15 protein-coding genes are annotated in these 17,480 nt (G+C 70.0%); 11 read left to right on the forward strand and 4 right to left on the reverse strand.

Translation table 11 applies throughout. The features are described 5' to 3' along the window. Nucleotides 1-279: 279 nt before the first annotated feature. The 4 genes from ABTW95_RS13780 (at nt 280) to ABTW95_RS13795 (ending at nt 6,012) form a co-directional block, all read left to right on the forward strand. Nucleotides 280-2,076, forward strand: coding sequence for a serine/threonine-protein kinase (locus tag ABTW95_RS13780; protein ID WP_500226412.1), 1,797 nt, complete (start codon nt 280-282; stop codon nt 2,074-2,076). 40 nt (nt 2,077-2,116) lie between these two features. After that, a complete protein-coding gene (locus tag ABTW95_RS13785; protein WP_500226413.1) occupies nt 2,117-4,972 on the forward strand; it encodes a GmrSD restriction endonuclease domain-containing protein in 2,856 nt (951 codons plus the stop codon). A 113-nt stretch (nt 4,973-5,085) separates the two neighbouring features. Beyond that, nucleotides 5,086-5,592 (forward strand): NUDIX domain-containing protein, encoded by a 507-nt coding sequence (locus ABTW95_RS13790; RefSeq protein WP_396450281.1) that lies wholly within the window; start codon nt 5,086-5,088, stop codon nt 5,590-5,592. Nucleotides 5,593-5,610: 18 nt separating this feature from the next. Beyond that, complete coding sequence (locus tag ABTW95_RS13795) at nt 5,611-6,012, forward strand: PPOX class F420-dependent oxidoreductase (RefSeq protein ID WP_500226414.1); 402 nt, start codon at nt 5,611-5,613, stop codon at nt 6,010-6,012. A gap of 4 nt (nt 6,013-6,016) precedes the next feature. Here the strand turns inward: ABTW95_RS13795 and ABTW95_RS13800 are convergent, their stop codons facing one another. Further along, nucleotides 6,017-6,529 (reverse strand): hypothetical protein, encoded by a 513-nt coding sequence (locus tag ABTW95_RS13800; RefSeq protein WP_500226415.1) that lies wholly within the window; start codon nt 6,527-6,529, stop codon nt 6,017-6,019. A gap of 21 nt (nt 6,530-6,550) precedes the next feature. Next, nucleotides 6,551-7,000: a CBS domain-containing protein gene (locus tag ABTW95_RS13805; protein ID WP_500226416.1), complete on the reverse strand. Its 450-nt coding sequence runs from the start codon at nt 6,998-7,000 to the stop codon at nt 6,551-6,553. A 406-nt stretch (nt 7,001-7,406) separates the two neighbouring features. On the opposite strand from ABTW95_RS13805, the gene ABTW95_RS13810 reads away from it, so the two are divergent. Further along, nucleotides 7,407-8,174, forward strand: a complete 768-nt coding sequence (locus tag ABTW95_RS13810; RefSeq protein ID WP_500226417.1) for a CAP domain-containing protein — start codon at nt 7,407-7,409, stop codon at nt 8,172-8,174. On the opposite strand, the gene ABTW95_RS13815 is transcribed toward ABTW95_RS13810, so the two are convergent. Beyond that, nucleotides 8,175-9,647, reverse strand: coding sequence for a sigma-70 family RNA polymerase sigma factor (locus ABTW95_RS13815; protein WP_500226418.1), 1,473 nt, complete (start codon nt 9,645-9,647; stop codon nt 8,175-8,177). 136 nt (nt 9,648-9,783) lie between these two features. Between ABTW95_RS13815 and ABTW95_RS13820 the strand changes: the two genes are divergently transcribed. Beyond that, nucleotides 9,784-10,134 (forward strand): alcohol dehydrogenase catalytic domain-containing protein, encoded by a 351-nt coding sequence (locus tag ABTW95_RS13820; RefSeq protein ID WP_500226419.1) that lies wholly within the window; start codon nt 9,784-9,786, stop codon nt 10,132-10,134. A 791-nt stretch (nt 10,135-10,925) separates the two neighbouring features. Continuing rightward, nucleotides 10,926-11,483, forward strand: coding sequence for a snapalysin family zinc-dependent metalloprotease (locus ABTW95_RS13825; protein ID WP_396450268.1), 558 nt, complete (start codon nt 10,926-10,928; stop codon nt 11,481-11,483). A gap of 214 nt (nt 11,484-11,697) precedes the next feature. On the opposite strand, the gene ABTW95_RS13830 is transcribed toward ABTW95_RS13825, so the two are convergent. Next, the gene (locus tag ABTW95_RS13830) at nt 11,698-12,075 is read right to left on the reverse strand and encodes a DUF5980 family protein (protein WP_396450266.1); all 378 of its coding nucleotides are present in this window, start codon (nt 12,073-12,075) and stop codon (nt 11,698-11,700) included. 2,082 nt (nt 12,076-14,157) lie between these two features. Between ABTW95_RS13830 and ABTW95_RS13835 the strand changes: the two genes are divergently transcribed. Genes ABTW95_RS13835 through ABTW95_RS13850 form a run of 4 tightly spaced genes read left to right on the forward strand, consistent with a single transcriptional unit; the run spans nt 14,158 to nt 16,361 of the window. Continuing rightward, a complete protein-coding gene (locus ABTW95_RS13835; RefSeq protein WP_500226420.1) occupies nt 14,158-15,195 on the forward strand; it encodes a hypothetical protein in 1,038 nt (345 codons plus the stop codon). Further along, nucleotides 15,182-15,631 carry a hypothetical protein gene (locus ABTW95_RS13840; RefSeq protein ID WP_500226421.1) on the forward strand — a complete coding sequence of 150 codons (450 nt, stop codon included), beginning with the start codon at nt 15,182-15,184 and terminating at the stop codon, nt 15,629-15,631. Before ABTW95_RS13835 ends, ABTW95_RS13840 begins: the two co-directional genes overlap by 14 nt. Then, complete coding sequence (locus ABTW95_RS13845) at nt 15,631-16,125, forward strand: hypothetical protein (RefSeq protein ID WP_500226422.1); 495 nt, start codon at nt 15,631-15,633, stop codon at nt 16,123-16,125. Before ABTW95_RS13840 ends, ABTW95_RS13845 begins: the two co-directional genes overlap by 1 nt. 44 nt (nt 16,126-16,169) lie before the next feature. Further along, complete coding sequence (locus tag ABTW95_RS13850) at nt 16,170-16,361, forward strand: hypothetical protein (RefSeq protein ID WP_500226423.1); 192 nt, start codon at nt 16,170-16,172, stop codon at nt 16,359-16,361. Nucleotides 16,362-17,480: the final 1,119 nt, after the last annotated feature.

A 17,480-nucleotide genomic window follows, 5' to 3' on the forward strand; every position in this document is an offset into this window, starting at 1 on the left:
GGCGGTGACCTGCACGGGTGTCCGCCGCGGAGCACGCACGGCCACTAGCGGTCACCTGCCGCTAAATCACGCTTTGTCGCCGTCTGGGCGGGACGCCCGCTACCCTCATCCCGGCACGGCTGCTAATCTTCGCGTTGATCGAGTTCACGCGACCGCCCCGTACCGGCGGCCGTCCGGACACGTCGGCGGCGCACGCCGCCCGCCGCCGTCGCGGCACGCCAGAAAGGGCCGGTTCCCCCTCGTGCATCCCCCGTCGGCACCACGCCACGGCGGGCGGGCATGACCGCCCGCAAGCCGCTCACCTCGCGCGACCCCGAGAGCATCGGCGGCCACCGGCTGATCGAGCGGCTCGGCGAGGGCGGCCAGGGCGTCGTCTACCTCGCCGAGGGCGAGGACGGCGAGCGGGTCGCCGTCAAGGTCCTGCACGACCGCGGCGGCTCCCGCGACGCCTTCCTCAAGGAGATCTCGGCGGCCCGCAAGGTCGCCTCGTTCTGCACGGCCGAGATCCTGCACGCCGGCGAGGACGAGGGCCTCCCGTACGTCGTCACCGAGTTCATCGACGGCCCGTCCCTCCGCGAACTGGTCGAGGAGAAGGGCCCGCAGGCAGGCCCCGCCCTGTACCGGCTCGCGATCGGCACGGCGACCGCGCTCGCCGCGATCCACCAGGCGGGCATCGTCCACCGCGACTTCAAACCCGGCAACGTCCTGATCGGCCCGGACGGTCCCCGCGTCATCGACTTCGGCGTCGCCCGCTTCCTGGACGCCACCGTGACCGCATCCAGCACGGTCATCGGCACCCCGTCCTACATGGCCCCGGAGCAGCTCGCCGGCGAGACCGTCGCCCCCGCCGCCGACGTCTTCGCCTGGGGCGCGACCATCGCCTACGCCGCGAACGGCCGCCCGCCCTACGGCCAGGACACCATCCCCGCCGTGATGAACCGAATCGTCAAGGGAAAGCCCGACCTCGGCGGTCTGACCGGTCCGTTGCGCGAGCTCGTGGCCCAGGCCCTGCACAAGGATGCGGCCAAGCGCCCGCAGAGCCGCGACGTCCTGCTCCGCCTGCTGGAACACTCCCATGGCCCGATAGCCGCCCCCGAGGCGCTGGCCCAAGGCCGCGCCCTGGCCGCGGCCGACGACGTGACCCTCACCGGCGCCCGCACCGCCCGCTGGACCACGGTCGAACTCCAGGGAACAACCACCCCTGCCGGGCGGATTGGGCTCCACCGCACCGCTCTCGTGGTCGCCGTCTTGGCGGCGGTGGTCTTGCTCACTGGAACTGTGGCGATAGCCCTCAGCGACAATTCCCGCGACCAACCCGGTGTCGCCGTGGCCACCAAGACCGCCGGCACGGTGCGTCCGACGGCACGCACCCGGCAGACGCAGACCTCGTCCGCCGCATCGCGCACCGGGCCGCCCACGACTCCGGCAGCCATCGGCGCAGCAGTCCAGGCGGCGGTCTCCGAACGGAAGAGCGCCGCCTTCACCGTGGAGGGCGGCATGGACCAGAGCGCGGATTCGTTCGAATCCCACGGCAGGCTCTATTACCGGCCGGGCAGGAGCACCAATTACGATCTGACGGTGCGGACCGACCTCGCCGAGGGCCTGTACGACGGTACCTCGGGACCACGGATAATCATCGTGGACAACTGCGCTTATTTCCGCTCGAGTCCGAAGACGTGTAATCCCACCGACGCAGCCTCCCTCAGTACGGACCATGACCCTCTTGTCTGGACGGCAGCAGAGGTGAGGTGGGTGACGTCTCCGTACAACATTCTGGGACTACTTCGGAAGACGCCGTCGATCCGCCGCAGCACGGACACCGGGACGATCACCTACCGCGGCACGGCAGCGGGCGGACCGCTCGCCTCGGACGGACCTACCGCTCCCTTCTACCAAGCGTTCGGCGGCGGCTCCACCAAGGTCACCTACACCTTGGTCACCGGTCGCGATCACCTGCCCCGGCAACTGGACATCGATCTGTGGAGCCAGATCCGGACGGACCTCACCTTCCATTCCCTCTACTCCGCCACTTATCGCGACTGGGGCAATACCGGCACGATTACGCGCTCATATTGACGTTCATCTCATAACACAGAAATTCGGGAAGGCAACCCCCATGCAGGCTCATGAAGTCGCGTTCTTCAAGCTCATCGAGGGCGAGAAGCAGTTCCAGGTTCCGCTGTACCAGCGCACCTACAGCTGGGGGCAGCGGGAATGGGCGCGGCTGTGGGCGGACGTCCTGGAGCATGCGGAGATCATCGAGGCCGGGGAGGACCGGCCGGCGCATTTCATCGGCTCGGTCGTCCTCGCGCCGGGCACGATGTCGGCCGGGGACATCCAGCGGTGGCTGGTCGTCGACGGGCAGCAGCGGCTGACGACGCTGATGCTGGCGTGCTGCGCGCTGCGCGACCGGCTCCGCGACATCGCGCCGCGCGAGGCGGGGCGCATCCACAAGCAGTACCTCGTCAACGAGTACCGCGACGACCTGGAGCACTTCCGCCTGCTGCCCACCCAGGCCGACCGCGCGGCGTTCACCGCCTGTGTGGAGAGCGAGCCGAGCGCGGGCGGCAGCGACGGCATCGGCGCCGCCTACCGGTTCTTCAAGCAGGCGCTGATCGACTACGACCCCGACGGCGACGTGGACGCGCTCAAGCGGCTGGAGACCGTCATCCGCGGCCGGCTCTCCGTGGTGGAGATCACCGCCGAGCACGGCGACAACGTCTACCGGATCTTCGAGTCGCTCAACAACACGGGCGTCAAGCTGAGCCAGACCGACCTTCTCCGCAATTACGTGTTCATGCTGCTGCCGACGATCGGCGAGCGCGTCTACACGAAGATCTGGCTGCCCATGCAGCAGGAACTCGGCGCGGGCAATCTGGAGCTCCTGGCCTGGCTCGATCTGATCATCCGCGGCGACTACCGGGCCAAGCAGAGCGAGATCTACCGCGCCCAGCAGAAGCGCCTCGGCGAGATCGTCCACCAGGGCGGCGAGAAGGCGCTGGAAGGGGAGATCGCCGAGCTCTACCGGCGCGGGCGGCTCCTGATGCGCGTCATCGAACCGGCCCGCGAGACGGACGCCGAGCTCCGGGCCGCCCTTCTGCGGCTGCAGGAATGGGGCGGGCAGATCACCTTCCCGATCGCGCTGCACATGCTCGACCTGCTCGACCACGGGAAGGCCACCGCCGCGCAGGTCGCCCGCGCCCTCTCCTACGTCGAGAGCTTCCTCGTCCGCCGGATGATCGCCGGAATCCCGACCAACAACCTGAACCGCATCCTCAACAGCGCGCCGAAGGAGCTGGAGGCGGACCGCCCGATCGACGAGGCCGTGCACCGCTACCTCTCCGGGGAGCGCCGCTACTGGCCGTCCGACGAGCAGCTCCGCACCGCGATCCGGACGAGGCCGTTCTACTGGTCCGGCCGCCCGAACCAGCGCTTCTTCGTCCTGAAGCGCCTGGAGCAGAGCTACGAGTCCAGCGAGCCGGTCGACTTCGCGGCGGCCAAGCTCACGATCGAGCACGTGATGCCGCAGACCGTCACGCAGGACTGGCTGGACCTGCTGTCCCCCGAGGTGACCGACGAGGACGGCCCCGCCGAGCTGCACGCCGAGCTCCTGCACACCCTCGGCAACCTCACCCTGACCGGCGACAACTCGAAGCTGTCCAACCACCCGTTCCAGCGCAAGCAGGAGATCTTCGACGCCAGTGCGCTGCACCTGAACCGCGAGATCGCCGACGCGCCCCGCTGGGGCAAGGCGCAGATCCTCGCCCGCGCCGAGGCGCTGACCGAACGCTGCGTCGCGCTCTGGCCGGCGCCGCTCCCCGGCGGTTCCGACCTGGAGGACGAGCGCCGCACCTGGGTCCAGCTCCGGCGCCTGCTCGCCGAGCTGCCCACCGGCTCCTGGACGACGTTCGGCGACCTGGCCACCGTCATCGGCTCCACCCCGGCCGCCGTGGGGAGCTACATGGCGTCCCGTCCCGGCCTGGAGAACGCGCACCGGGTCCTGACCTCCGAGGGCGCGGTCTCGCCGTCGTTCCGCTGGCCGGACGACCGGACCGACACCCCCCGCGCCGTCCTGGAGGCCGAAGGCGTGTCCTTCTCCGGCGGCGGCGCCGCCGATCCCGGCCGGCGGCTGGCGGCCAAGTCCCTGGCGAAGCTCATCGGCATGGACGCCCCGGAGGACCCGGAAGACGACCGGGACGCCCTCCGCAAGCGCTTCGCGGACCAGCTCTCCGTCCACGGGGCCGAGACGGTGGAGCTGGCCACGCGGGTCCTCGAGCACTGGAGCGGGAAGGGCGGCAACCTCGACTACGGGAGCGGTGAGGCCGACACGAGCTGCTACCCGTGGCTGCAGGACCCCAAGGACGCCCGCGGCTGGATCTGGCCGGTCGTCTTCTACCCGCGCAGCGCCACCATCGAGGTCGTCTTCCAGCACCTCGCCAAGCGTCCCCCCTTCGACGACGAGGCGCGCCGCGACGAGCTCCGCCGGCGCCTCAACCGCATCGACGGCGTCGACATCCCCGAGGACCGCCTGGCAAAGCGCCCCGGCATCCCGATCGGCGTGCTCTCCGGCGACGGCATCACGCACTTCATCGAGGCGCTCGACTGGTTCATGGACGAGGTCGGCACCGCCCGGCCGCCGGAGAAGCCCGCGCCCGGCGAGCCGGAGGACCCGAAGCTCGCCGCCGAGTTCCACAGCGCCATGCTGGTGCTCTACGCGCGCACGAGGACCGAGGCCGACCACAACGCGTCCGCGTTCCTGAGCATGGTCACCGAACACGGCGGCGTGGAAGCGGCCAAGCGCCTCCTCGCCTCGCCGCACGTCTCCGACGGCTTCGCGGCCCTGCACGCCCGCAAGCGCCTGGACCTGTCCGTGGAGGCCCACGTCGCCGACCCCCGCTTCGCCGCCCTCTTCACCGAGGAGGAACGGGCCCGAGCCGCCCACCGCCTGGCCGAAGCCGGCTACACGCCCTGAAGCGCGTCATCGCGGCCGGCTCGGGATGCCGTCTCAGCGGTGTCCGCTCCCGGCGCCCGGCGCGGGACGCGGACCGCGCGCCGGGGCGGGCCGCGGGGGCTAGCATCTTGGTAATGAAGATCCCGTTCGGTGCGGCGCGCCGGGTGCGCGGGCGGTTCGGGGCTTGGGCGGCGCCGGTGTGGCGGCGGCTCGGCGGGCGGGCGCAGTGGCGGCTCGCGCGGCTCCGGCATCAGACGTTCCTGGTGTACGCGGGCGGGATGGTCCGGGACGAGCGGGGGCGCATCCTGCTGCTGCGGCACCGGCTGTGGCCCCCGTACCGGGCGTGGGGGCTGCCCGGCGGGTACGTCAACGCCGGTGAGCGGCTGGAGGACGGGGTCGCCCGGGAAGTGCGGGAGGAGACGGCCCTGGAGGTGGAGGTCGCCGGGCCGCCGCTGGGGCTCGCCAGCGGTTTCCGGCACCGGGTCGAGGTCTACTACGAGGCGCGGGTCGTCGGCGGGCGGCTGGAGCTGGACGCCGCGGAGATCCTCGAGGCGCGCTGGTTCCCCGTGGACGGGCTGCCGGACGAGATGTCGCCCCGGCTCCGGAACGTCATCGCCGCACTTGACCTCAAGCTTGGTTGAGGTCGCAGGGTGGACGGCATGAGCCTCACAGATGTCGAACGCGAATACCTGTCAACGCAGCGGCTGGGGCGGCTCGCCACCGTGGGCCCCAAGGGCGATCCGCAGAACAACCCGGTCGGGTTCACCTACAACGCCGAGACGGGCACCATCGATATCCGGGGCTGGAACCTCGCCAAGAGCCGCAAATACCGGAACCTCCGCTACAACGACCAGGTCGCGTTCGTCGTGGACGACCTGGCCTCCGTCCAGCCGTGGCGGGTGCGCGGGATCGAGATCCGGGGACGCGCCGAGCAGGCCGTCGTGAAGGCTTCGGACGGGTCGCACTTCGGCGACGACATCATCCGCATCCATCCCCGCACGGTCTTCTCCTGGGGGATCGACCCGGAGGCCGAAGGGATGACCAAACGCGTCGTCGAGTGACGGCCTACTTCGCCGACTTGGCGCGGGCGGCCTTTTCCTTGTAGCCGTCGACGTGCTGGGGCAGCGATCCGGTGAGGGGGCGCAGGGCGTCCAGGAGGAAGTCGGCGTCCGATTTCGGAAGGCGCAGCAGGGGGCGGCGCAAATGGACGCTCCAGCTGCGGGGGTCGGGGAACGCATCGAGCCTTTCCACCAGCGGACGCAGCTCCACGCCCTGCCCCCAGGGGGCCAGTGACTCGACGCGGAGTTCGCAGCCGCGCGGATACTCGCGCTCCCCGAACACGACCGGCTCGTCCAGCGGCGACACGGCGGACGTGACGACGGCGTGGCCGATCACGCGGCCCCGGTCGCGGGTCGGGTTGCCGAAGGCGCCGCGGGTCGCGTAGATCAGCAGCTCGTCGCCGGCGGCGAGCCGGTCGACCTCGGCCCGCGCGGTGGCGGGGAAGGCCGTCCGCTCCTCGTCCAGCACCCACGCGATGGCGTCGCGGTCGCCCAGGATCAGCAGGTAGCTCTCGCTCACGAGGCCACCGTATCGGCGTCCTCAGGCTCCCGGGAGGGGCTCCTGCTGGGCGAACCGGTCGGCGGTGGCGTGGCACTTCGGGCAGCGCGCCGGCGCGTGCTCGCCGCGGACGACCTCGCCGCAGACCGCGCACGCCCACTCGGTGGTCAGCAGCGCCATGACGTCCGAGCGGGCGACGATGCCGACGAGGTCGCGGCCCGACAGCACCGGGACGCGGCGGATGCGGCGCTCCAGGAGCAGGTGGCGGGCCTCCTCGACGTCGGTGTCCTCGGTGACGCTGATGACGCCGGTCGTCATCACGTCCGCGGCGGTCTCCCCCGCGCGGGCCAGCAGGTCGTACTCGCTGACCAGGCCCACGACGGCGCCGTGGTCGTCGACGACGGGGACGGCGCTGATGCGGCGGGCGCGCAGCAGGGCCGCGACGTCGGGCACGGGCACGTCCCGGTCCACGGTGATGACCGGGCTCGTCATGATCTCTTTGACCTTCATCCTGCCGCCCCAGAATCAAGCGGGCTCCCCGCACCGTCCGGTGGGCGAAGCCCGGTCGTCGTCCTCCATATGACCTTAGATGTCGCGATCGTCCCGGTCAGCACCGGGGCCGGGACGGGACGCTCGTCCGCGGGTCGCCATCACTCCTTCCCCGATATCGCACGGATGATCCGGACCCGGGCCGGCCGCGCACGGCAAGGCCCACCGGACAGGCGACCGGGCCGTTTCTGATCTCCTCCCGTACGGAGGGACCGGCTTGCCATGGGGCGTCGGCACTGATCCGGCGCCGCCCAATCCGAAGTATCTAGATTTTTTGTGTTATCGCCCGTCCTGGCGGGGGTCTGCACCGTATCTACAGACACCCGACGAGAGAGGACGTGGCAGCGCCATGAGCAACCCCATTCCCCCCACGAGCGGAGGGCCGGGCCCGCGGCGGCGGCAGCAGCGGACGGTGTCCGGGCGCGCGGCGGCGTGGACGGCCGCGGGCGCGGCGGGGCTGCTGGTGATCGGCGGGATCGCCGGGATGGCGAGCGGCGCGTTCGACGGCGGCTCCGGCACCGCCCCGGCCGCGAGCGGCTCCACGGTCTCCCCCGCCGCCTCCCCGTCCGGGCTCCCGGACGCGGCGGAGCCGTCGCCGACCGGGACTCCCAGTCCGAAGGTGAGCCGCAAGGCGTCGCGGAAGACCGCGAAGCCCGGCACGCCGGCGCCGCGCAGGAGCCAGAAGCGTCCGGCCAAGCCCGCGCCCGCCCGGACCAAGGCGCCCGCGCCGGTCTCCGGGGGCGCCGCCGCGCAGGTCATCGCGCTGGTGAACAAGGAGCGCGCCAAGCAGGGATGCCGCGCGCTGACGGCCGACTCGCGGCTGACGAAGGCGGCGCAGGGGCACTCGGCCGACATGGCGCGGCGGGGCTTCTTCGACCACACCAACCCCGACGGCAAGGACCCCGGCGACCGGATCACCGCCGCCGGATACCGCTGGTCCACCTACGGCGAGAACATCGCCAAGGGGCAGCCGACGCCGGCGAGCGTGATGAAGTCCTGGATGAACAGCCCCGGCCACCGGGCGAACATCCTGAACTGCAAGTTCGCCGAGATCGGTGTCGGCGTGGTGATGTCGGGCGGGCCGTACTGGACGCAGGTGTTCGGGACCGCCCGCTGATCACCGCGGCGTCGCGAAGACCTGCGTCCACCAGGGTCCTCCGGCGCCGCGGACGACCCCGATCCCGACCATCGCGAGCCGGCAGTTGAGGATGTTGGCGCGGTGGCCGGGGCTGTTCATCCAGCCGTCCACGACGGCGGGCGGGGTCGCCTGGCCGCGCGCGATGTTCTCCGCCCACACGCTCCAGCGGAACCCGGCGGCGGTGATCCGGTCCCCCGGGTCGTCGCCGCCGGCGCCGCGGTGGTCGAGGACGCGGCGGGCCGCCATGTCGGCCGAGTGCCGCTGCGCGGCCCGGTGCAGGGCGGGCGAGACGCGCAGCGGGCCGCACCCCGCGGCGGACCTCTCCTTGTTGACCAGCGCCACGACCTGCTGCTCGACGGTCTTGGGGGTGGGCCGCGGCGCCACCCGGTCCTTGCCGGACGCGTCCTCGGGCCGGGGCGGCGGCGTCCGCGACGGCGCCGGACGGACGGGCGCCGCGGCATCGGGCGCGGGAGGCGCCGGGTCGGACGGCCCCGGCAGGCTCCAGTACACGACCGCGGTGAGGACGCCCACCGCCGCGGCCCCCGCGACCCAGGGCGCGGCCCCGGCCGAGGACTTCGCCGCGGCCGCCGAGGTGCTTCCGGCGCCGGCCTGCGCGTTCGCCGCGGTGTTCCCCGCGTCCAGCAGGGACTTCGCACCGGCCGAGGCGGCGTGCGCGGCCGAGGCGGCGTGCGCCGGCCAGCCGGCGGGCAGCGGCACCATGACGAGGCCGGCCAGCAGCGCCTCGGGCGGGGCGAGGTCCCGGTGGCGGGCGGTGCAGGTTCGGCATCCCCGGATGTGCTTGGCGATCCGCTTGCGCCACAGCGGGGACGGCCGTCCGTCCCACCCGTCGAGCACCCGGCCGAGCGCGTCGCAACGCCGCCCGCCCACGACCCGGACCACGGCGCGGCACGTCGCCAGCTGCTTCTTCATCCGCTGCACCCGGACGGCCGCGTGCGGAGGCGACAGCCCGAGCCCGTCCGCCAGCTCCTTGCGCGTCAGATGCCCGGACGCCTCCAGCCACCACAGCGCGAGCAGTTCGCGCTCGCCCGCGTCCAGCCAGCGCGTCGCCTCGGCGATCTCCCGGCGCTGCTCCGACAGCTCCAGCCGCAGGACGGCCAGCTCGGCGAAGTCGCCCTCGGCGCCCGCCACCTGCGCCATGGCCTGCGGATCCATCGGCGTCCGGCCGCGCTGCGACGACCAGCGGCGGCGCACCTGGTTCATCGCGATGGACACGAGCCACGACCGGAACCGCGCCGGCTCCCGCAGCCCCTGCAGCCCGCCGAGCGCGCGCAGCACCGACTCCTGGACGACGTCGTCCACGTCGGCGTGACCGCCGAGCGCCCAGCCGACCACGTTGTAGAGCAGCGGCAGATGCTCGGCGACCAGCCGCTCCCGGGCCTCGGCGTCCCCGTCCTGCGCCGCCCGGACCAGCAGGTCCACATCCGTGCCCACACGCATCCTCGTCCTCCAGGGAGTCTTCGCCGATCCCTCTGCAGACCTCCCGAACCACCACGGATAACAAGAACCCCGCTGATTCTCTCCCCCGCGGCGCGGGGACGCGAGGCCGGCGCGGTCGTCCGGGGCGGAGGTGAGCGGCGGCCTCACGGAAACGCTGACTCAGAGTGCCCATTGTGAAGGCAGCGGTGTATGCCCGATACGGCCCGCCGGATGTGGTTCGGATCGCCGAGCGGACAAACCCTCGGTCGGAGACAAAGACGTCCTGGTCAGGGTGCACGCGACGACGGTCAATCGGACGGATTGCGGCTACCGGGCGGCCAAGCCCTTCGTCATCCGGGCGGTCAGCGGCCCTCTCCGGCCGCGGCGAAAAATCCTGGGAACCGAGTTCGCGGGTGTGGCGGAGGCGGTCGGCGCCGACGTCACATCCTTCGCGGTATGCGACCGAGCGGCCGGGAGGTCATGCGGCACTTGGCAGAACTGATCGAGTTGGGGCGGTTCAGACCCGTCATCGCCCGCGTGCACGGCCGTGCAGCCCCGGCGAGCGAGCGAAAGCCCAGCTCGACGAGCTCCGTTGCCGCCCGCACCGTGCCGGCCGCCTGGCCAAGGCCATCCCCGTTCGACAGGACCGGGAAAACACCTCGCAGCACACCAGCGGATTCTATGCTCCTAGAAATTCACATTGAATATCTACAGCCTTTCATCCGCTAGAAGGAAGCGTACTTCTCAACTACTCTCCAGTTGACGCGGCATCCCACGAGGACATTAGCACAAGGCTTCCCACAGAGAGTTGCGCGGCCATGCGTTTATCTGGCCGACAACGTACCCTCGGCCCAAAATTCTGAGCAAATAGTCGATCAACTAATCCCGCCGGCTATCGAAGCCGCGTCGCCGGCGGGCACCGCGGGACTTGCGTCGCCCACTCCACACCCGTCCAGTGCCACGGGGAGAGGATGCGCAGTCCACGCCGCGACGAAGCGGCTCGGCCGACGCTGCACGAGACGGCCGTTCTGCAGCATCTCCTGAAGATCGACCAGACCGGGCCGCCCGGCGAACAGCGCCGGCTGCGGGCAGCACCCCAAACCACGTCCGCGTCTTCGGCGCCGGGCCCTGCCACGGCAACCCGCCAGCCGGCGGGCTTCGGCAGTCCCCGATACTCGCCGACCGGCCACCGAGGCGACCGCCCGCTCTACACCGACGTCACACCGGACCTGTCCTGGATCGACCAGAAAAACCGGCGGCTGACCGCCGTCCCCACCCCGCAGGAGTTCCCCCATGTTCCGAAAGATCGCGACGGCACTGCTCGTCACTCTCGGCCTGGCCTTCCTGATGCCCGCGCTGAGCGCCGCGCCCGCGTCGGCGGCGCCTCTGGCCGCCGTCCGGACGATCTACTACGACGCCGGCGGCGCCCAGGAATTCAGAGCGGCCGTCGACGAGGGCGCCGCCGCGTGGAACGCGGCCGTGCCTGCGATCCGGCTCGTCCCCGCGTCCGGGTCGCAGGCGACCGTCAAGGTGTACGCGGACAACGGCTGGCCGCGCACCTACATGTACGGCTTCGGCCGGGCCGTGATCTACATGGGACGCGAGGCGGTCGACGACGGCTTCTACCCGCCCCGGATCGCCGCGCACGAACTCGGCCACGCCCTCGGCCTGCCCGACAACCGCAACGGACGGTGCGACTACCTGATGTCGGGCCACAGCTCGCCGGTCTCCTGCAAGAGCACCACCCCACACCCGACCGAAGCGGCGCAAGTCACCCGCAACGCGGGCAGCCGAGTTCCCGCCCTCACCGCCGCCCGGCAACTCCAATACGCAGACTGCTACGTATTCTGACCGCCCGCCCCACGGTGAACGTGCCATGGCCGCGGTGATGCCCGCGCCGGTCTCCATCGCGAGCCCGTCAGCGCTGACTGCGGTCACGTGAGTTCGCGGGACGCGCGCGACACGGCATGTGTCATCTCGTGAACCGGCCCGGTGGTGCGCACTGTGCGGTGCGCACCACCGGGCCGTCCTCCGGAGCTCGCCCCCGGGTCTCAGGGGCGGCGGATCACCAGCAGGCGTAGCCCTTGCCATAGCGGAGCAGCACCGGTGCCGTCTGGGTGACCTTGCCGTCGGTCGCCCACACCTCGGCGTTGTAGTCGCCGGCCGGAGCAGCGGCGTACGTGACTCCGATGAAGCCGTTGATGATGTGCGTGTCGTTGCTACCGGGCTGAATCGTCCCCTCGGTACTGGACGATCCGGGCGGCAGCTTCCGGACCCCGTACCTGAGGGTGGTCGTCCACGTCCCGCTCACCTGCACCAGCAGGTAGCTTTGCGTGCCACCGGCAGGGACGCAGAACTTCTGTCCGATGTCGTTCAGAGTCCAGGTCGAGGTCGTCGCACTGGCCGGAACCGTGGCCAGGCCCATCATCAGTACGGCCAGCATTCCGACCACGAGACTGACGCCGTGTCGGACCGATCTCATCCGTAACCTCCTGGGTTGGCGTATCCGGATCAGGTCCCCGCTCGTTGATCACGATCCGCGAACACCTCGCCCAGAAGCAATGAGCTTTCACACATCGCGCCGCCATGAAACAAGAGGTATGACACATTGTGAAACTCGAACAAAAGTGCTGCCGCCCGACTCTCCAACGTCCCGCTCTCCGGCGGCATCACATGCATTTGAACCGTGCTCCGCTGCGGTTATGGTGCAGCTCCCTGACCTGAGCACCACCAGGCTCTCGCCGGCAGAACCAGCCGCCTGCCTCCGGACATGCAGGCTCCGATGCCCCGGTCCACCCGCACAAGAGGCGAGACCTACGCCGAGCTGCGCGCCGGAATCGGCGCGGCGCCCATTGCCGAGTGGCGGGTGCCGTGTCCGTGACACTGTCGTCCGCCGAGACGTGTGAAGGGTCGGCGGTTGGCATGTCCACCTGTGCACAACATGGGCGGGAGTCTCGGTCAGGCGCGCGGCTCGTACTGCTTGCTCTGTCAAGGCCGTAGGTCAGAGGAGGCCGGGACGGTGGACCGGAGTACCGCCGGGACGCCTTCTGCGACGTGCCACAAGGCAGAGATCCGCCCATCTCGACATAAAAAGAACATCGCCATATCGCTTGAAAGCGGGTCCATCCAATGCCGTATAGTTCAGACATATCTGATCTCATGAGCGAAACGATGACCTTCCCCTCGCAGATGCCAGTAATACGTGTGTGCTGATAGCTGAAGAGAATATCGGCGCGTGCAAAGTCCGGACCGGCGCGATTACATAGGTTCCGGTGTGGCCTGGGCGTCAGCCCCGCGCGTCATGGGACACACCATGCGAACCATGCGACGGGCAGGTTCGTGCTCCCCCGTGGAAAGGTCCGTCGGCGTGGGCGTGGAGAGCAAGGGCGGAACCGACACCCGCACCGAGAACACGGATGCCCCCACGACCTCCGACCACTCGTCCGCACCGCCGCCGGACAACCCTGGCTCGCCCGGACGACCGTCCCGGCTGGAGAGCCTCGCACGCGCCCGACAGGGTCAGGAGCAGAACGGTTCGCAGCAGACCGAGGCTCCTGGCAGCGGCGCCCAGACTGACACCCGGCGCGACGACAGACCAGGCTCGCCGCAAACCGACAACGGAACTGAGCGCGTGGCGGCCCCCGGCAAACCCGAGAACGGGCAGGCTGGGCCGCAGGAGAAAGATCCGCGATCACACGACAGCGGAAGTCACGCCGTCGGTGGTCGCGACCATGTACAGGGCAAGGCGTCCGAACGAGAGACCGACGCCCGTCCCGGGCCTACTGACAGGCCCGCATCGTCGGCACAGCAGTACACCTTGCCTGCCGACAATCCCGGGGCACCCGGGCAGGCGTCCCGCCTGGAGAGCCTCGCACGCGCCCGGCAAGCGCAGGAGCAGAGAGCAGCACAGCAGGACGTCTCAGACGTCAACGGCGGCCAGGCGGAAGGTGAACACGACAAGGGAACTGGACCAGTCCAGAGCGAGGGTGGCGGCCAGGCCACGGAGTCGGCAGATGGGGTAGGGCCCACCGACAGTGGGCGGGCCGCACCTGGGACGACGAGGACCGAGCGCGGGGCCGCAAGTAGTGAGGAAGCCCCGCTATCCGGCAGCGGCACCGCGGCCGATGGCTCTTCCGGCGGCGAGCGACGCACGCCCCAGAGCCCCTGGGAACACATGGACGGCCGCGCATCGGAAGCCAGACCTCCGCTGGAGCAGGAGGCGCGGCCCGCTAACACCGAGACTGCGGCGGGCGGCGGTGCGCCGGAGGCCGGGCGCTCGCCGGACTGGGAGCATGGACCGCTGCCACGGCAGGACGCTACCGAGCCCGCCGACGGCCGGACATCGCCTGGGACGGAGCAAGACCGGAAGGGCGCAGACGAGGTCGGCGGGACTGACGAGCACCCACCCCGGCCGGCCAGCGAGATCGGTGGCCCCCAGGAGTCCGGGACGGACACCGCCCCCGGCGGCCCAGTGCCTCGCCGGCACGACGCCGAACCGGCGGGAGACGTAGAACCGGGCACGCAGGTGCCGGGCGGGTCCGCCTACGACACGCGCACAACCTGGCCCGAAGCGGCGGAGGCGCCCGCCGAGCAGCCCGCCGACCAACCGCAGAACGCTCCTGCCGGCGAGCAGCCCGCCGCCCGGGATCAGGGCTCGGAACAACCCCTCACAGATGGAGACCGGCCTCGCCCCGAGCGGGACGGGAAACATCCCGGAACCGAGACCAGCGAGCCACCCGGAACCGGCCGCGACGCCTCGGCGGTCCGCAGTCAGGATGAGACCAAGGGGCAAGGCACCGAGACCCAGGACGTCCAGGCTGACAGCGAGGTCCCGGTCGGCGAAGCAGGCGACCGGCAAACCGCCGGCAGTACGCCCGCGCCGTCACAAGAGACCGGGGAAGCCCCCGGGACGCATGAAGCCTCCGGCGAAACCAACGGGGACCATGGTAGGAAAACCGAGAACGGCCGTGCCGAACAAAGTCTAAACGAGACTAACGAGACAAACCCGGAGGCCCGCCCGACCCCGATCCTTTCCGATGTGTACACCGACGGCCAAGGCCAAGTACAGGTCGAACCCCGATATGGACGACAGGCCGACGAAACAAATACCGAACTGGTTCGGAACCAACCGGAGACAACTGAACCAACCGAACTCCCAGATCGTGACGACCTCGATCCAGTCGGAGCACAAAGCGGCGAAGCCAGACGCGGCGAACTCCGCGACCCCGAGAACGATCCTCTGGACCGGAATCCAGGTGATCCCGAGCGCCCGTCTCGCCGGAAGGAACTCCTCAAGGAGGCGATGAGAGAGTCCGAGAATATCGTGGATACAGCCAACAAGGCGGTAGAAGGCGCCTTCAAGGCACTTGATCCGAAGCCGCCTACAGGCCATCCGTACACCGCTCGAGACACCAGCGCCCATATGGATCCAATCCAAACTCCCGTCAAGGCGGGCAGCGGGAGCTACGCTTTGCTGGGCGCCGCGATTTTGGTAACCCAGGCAGCACGTTGGTCCATCAGCAAGATCAGAGAGATCAGAGGTAGGGATCATGCCGGTAACTGATGATCAGGTAGCGACTCTGCGCGCACTGCTCGCCGGACATCGGGAAGAGCACCGTCGGCTTCTAGGTCAGCTTGACCGGGAAGCCGCCAACACCGGCTATGCGGCCCTGCTGGCGGCCGGTCTTTTCGAGGCCGTGGAGCGGCGTTTCATCCGGGACGGCAAAGCGGTCGACAGGTCGGAAGTCATATCTTTTGTTGCTTCGGTGCGAGAGAGGGGGGACGAGATGCCCGACCTCATTAATCCAGATTTCGCCGAGCGAATAATTCTCCACATGCTCGACCAGGGGGCCTCGATATCGGACATCGATCCCGATACCGCGATCCAACATCAGTTGATTCTACTAGCCGGGCTGATCGGCGATTCTCAACTCAGTGAGTCGGAACTGGACGTTTTCATGCAGAAAATCCGAGTCGATGCGGACGAGTTGATCGGCTGATGGACTTCTCCGCGGTCAAGGTAAAGGAGGAGAACATCCTTGCTTTACGGTCCTTCCTGCTGGAAGGACCGGAGGCGTGGGCACCTTTGCAAGAGGAGATGCAGAGGGACGACGAGACGGCAGCTGGGTACATGTCGCTGCTGTTCGGGGCGTTCGAGGTTGCGGCGCGGCGGAGGTTCGCCCCGACCTACACGGTTGGCCAGATCGTCCGCCTCGTCGCCGACCTGCGGATGCGGCTCGGTGAGGACGCTGATCTGATCAACCCACTCATCGCCGAGGACATGCTCCGCCGTGCCGTCGACGCTCCTCCGCTCAAGGCCGGCGTGCCGGACGACCTGACGGCCACCCTGAATGCCGAGGTCTACATCCTGCTGTACCTCATCGGCGAAGCGGACTTCGATCGAGCAGGACTGGAGCAGTTCATCGAGGAGGTCACCGCCTACACCGAGCAATGGCTTGCCGCACGGCGGAGCGAGGCGGCCGCACTGCGATAGGCGGGCCGTGGATCACTCGATGCGACCACGGGTGTGAGCACTGGTTGTACAAGCTCTGCGATGCCGGCGTCGCAGTGGCGCTCGTGGCGATCACGATCACCATCGAGGGCATGACCGCCCTCCTCTCCGGCTGCGGGACGCCGCCCTTCATGAGTGCCGCGTCGAGGTCGGTTGATCAAGGACGCCGATCGTCGTCGCGCAACAAGATCCCGTCGTTGTGGCCGATCCGTCCGTGACGGCCAGTACCGACCTCGCGGGCACGGCTCTCGGTCGCATCGCTACTCGCAGCTTCACCGGCCCGCTTCGGGTGCAGGGCCGGCCTCGTGGGCTTCGGTCCCCTCGGATGCGTTACCGCCCCACCGCCATTCGCACTGACGCCAAAGGGAGAATCCCCCATCTTGGGGTAAATGTGCCGTCGTCGTTTCACTCGAATCGCCCTTCGCCTACAGCTGTACCGTTCGTCTTCATCGCTTTCAACAGAAGAAGTAGCGGGCCGTTCGGCGTTTGGACGGACGATGCTCCGTTCACGTGGCGTTACTCGCATACTCACACGTGCAAAGTTCTGGGTTGCGCGCTTTCATAGTGGCCGGTGTGTCATGACGTCAGCCCCGCGCGTCACCGGATACGCCGCGCGAGCCGTGCGACCGGCCGGTTCGCGTCCACCAGGAGAAGGGCTGGCGGCGTGGGCGTGGAGAAAGGTAGCGGGACCGACACCCGCACCGAGCACACGGACGCCCCCGCGAACCGCGATCACTCCCCCGGAGTACCTCCCGACAACCCCGGCTCCCCAGGCCAACCGTCCCGCCTGGACAGTCGCAGCCGGGCGGGGCAGCAGGGCAACGGGTCACAGCCCTCCGAGGGCACCACCGGTAGCGGCCGGCCCGAGGGGCGGCGGGACGCTAGAACAGGCTTCTCCGAGGGCGGCTCGACAGGGAAGGCTGAGTCTGGGAAAGCAGAGACCGGGCAGGCCGGTCAGCAGGACCAGGAATCGCGATCGCGAGACGGCGGAGCCAGGAGCGGCGGCACAGCATCCGGCGGGCGCGACCGTCCCCAGGGCCAGCCTGCCGAACCGCAGACCGACGGCCGCGCCGAGCCCGCCGATCGATCCGCGTCGCCGGCGCGGCAGTACAGAATGCCGACCGACAACCCCGGGGCGCCCGGCCAGCCGTCCCGGCTGGAGAGCCTCGCCCGCGCCCGCGAGGCGCAGCAGAGCAGAGCCGAGGGTGTCCAGGACACCGGCAGTGGTGGAGGCGCAGCCGGACGACGCGAAGGCCCTCCCGGCTCATCGCAGGCCGCCGGCAGGGCCGAGAAGCCGGGGACGCCCACCAGGATCGAGAGCGGACAGGGCGGCAGAC

Origin of the sequence: Spirillospora sp. NPDC127506, assembly GCF_040302145.1 — a bacterium.
Lineage (GTDB): Bacteria > Actinomycetota > Actinomycetes > Streptosporangiales > Streptosporangiaceae > Spirillospora.

Coding starts and splice junctions, on each gene's coding strand:
- ABTW95_RS13780 (WP_500226412.1), top strand. CDS start 280: ATGACCGCCCGCAAGCCGCTCACCTCGCGCGACCCCGAGAGCATCGGC.
- ABTW95_RS13805 (WP_500226416.1), bottom strand. CDS start 7,000: ATGACGAGCCCGGTCATCACCGTGGACCGGGACGTGCCCGTGCCCGAC.
- ABTW95_RS13830 (WP_396450266.1), bottom strand. CDS start 12,075: ATGCTGGCCGTACTGATGATGGGCCTGGCCACGGTTCCGGCCAGTGCG.
- ABTW95_RS13785 (WP_500226413.1), top strand. CDS start 2,117: ATGCAGGCTCATGAAGTCGCGTTCTTCAAGCTCATCGAGGGCGAGAAG.
- ABTW95_RS13825 (WP_396450268.1), top strand. CDS start 10,926: ATGTTCCGAAAGATCGCGACGGCACTGCTCGTCACTCTCGGCCTGGCC.
- ABTW95_RS13795 (WP_500226414.1), top strand. CDS start 5,611: ATGAGCCTCACAGATGTCGAACGCGAATACCTGTCAACGCAGCGGCTG.
- ABTW95_RS13810 (WP_500226417.1), top strand. CDS start 7,407: ATGAGCAACCCCATTCCCCCCACGAGCGGAGGGCCGGGCCCGCGGCGG.
- ABTW95_RS13790 (WP_396450281.1), top strand. CDS start 5,086: ATGAAGATCCCGTTCGGTGCGGCGCGCCGGGTGCGCGGGCGGTTCGGG.
- ABTW95_RS13840 (WP_500226421.1), top strand. CDS start 15,182: ATGCCGGTAACTGATGATCAGGTAGCGACTCTGCGCGCACTGCTCGCC.
- ABTW95_RS13845 (WP_500226422.1), top strand. CDS start 15,631: ATGGACTTCTCCGCGGTCAAGGTAAAGGAGGAGAACATCCTTGCTTTA.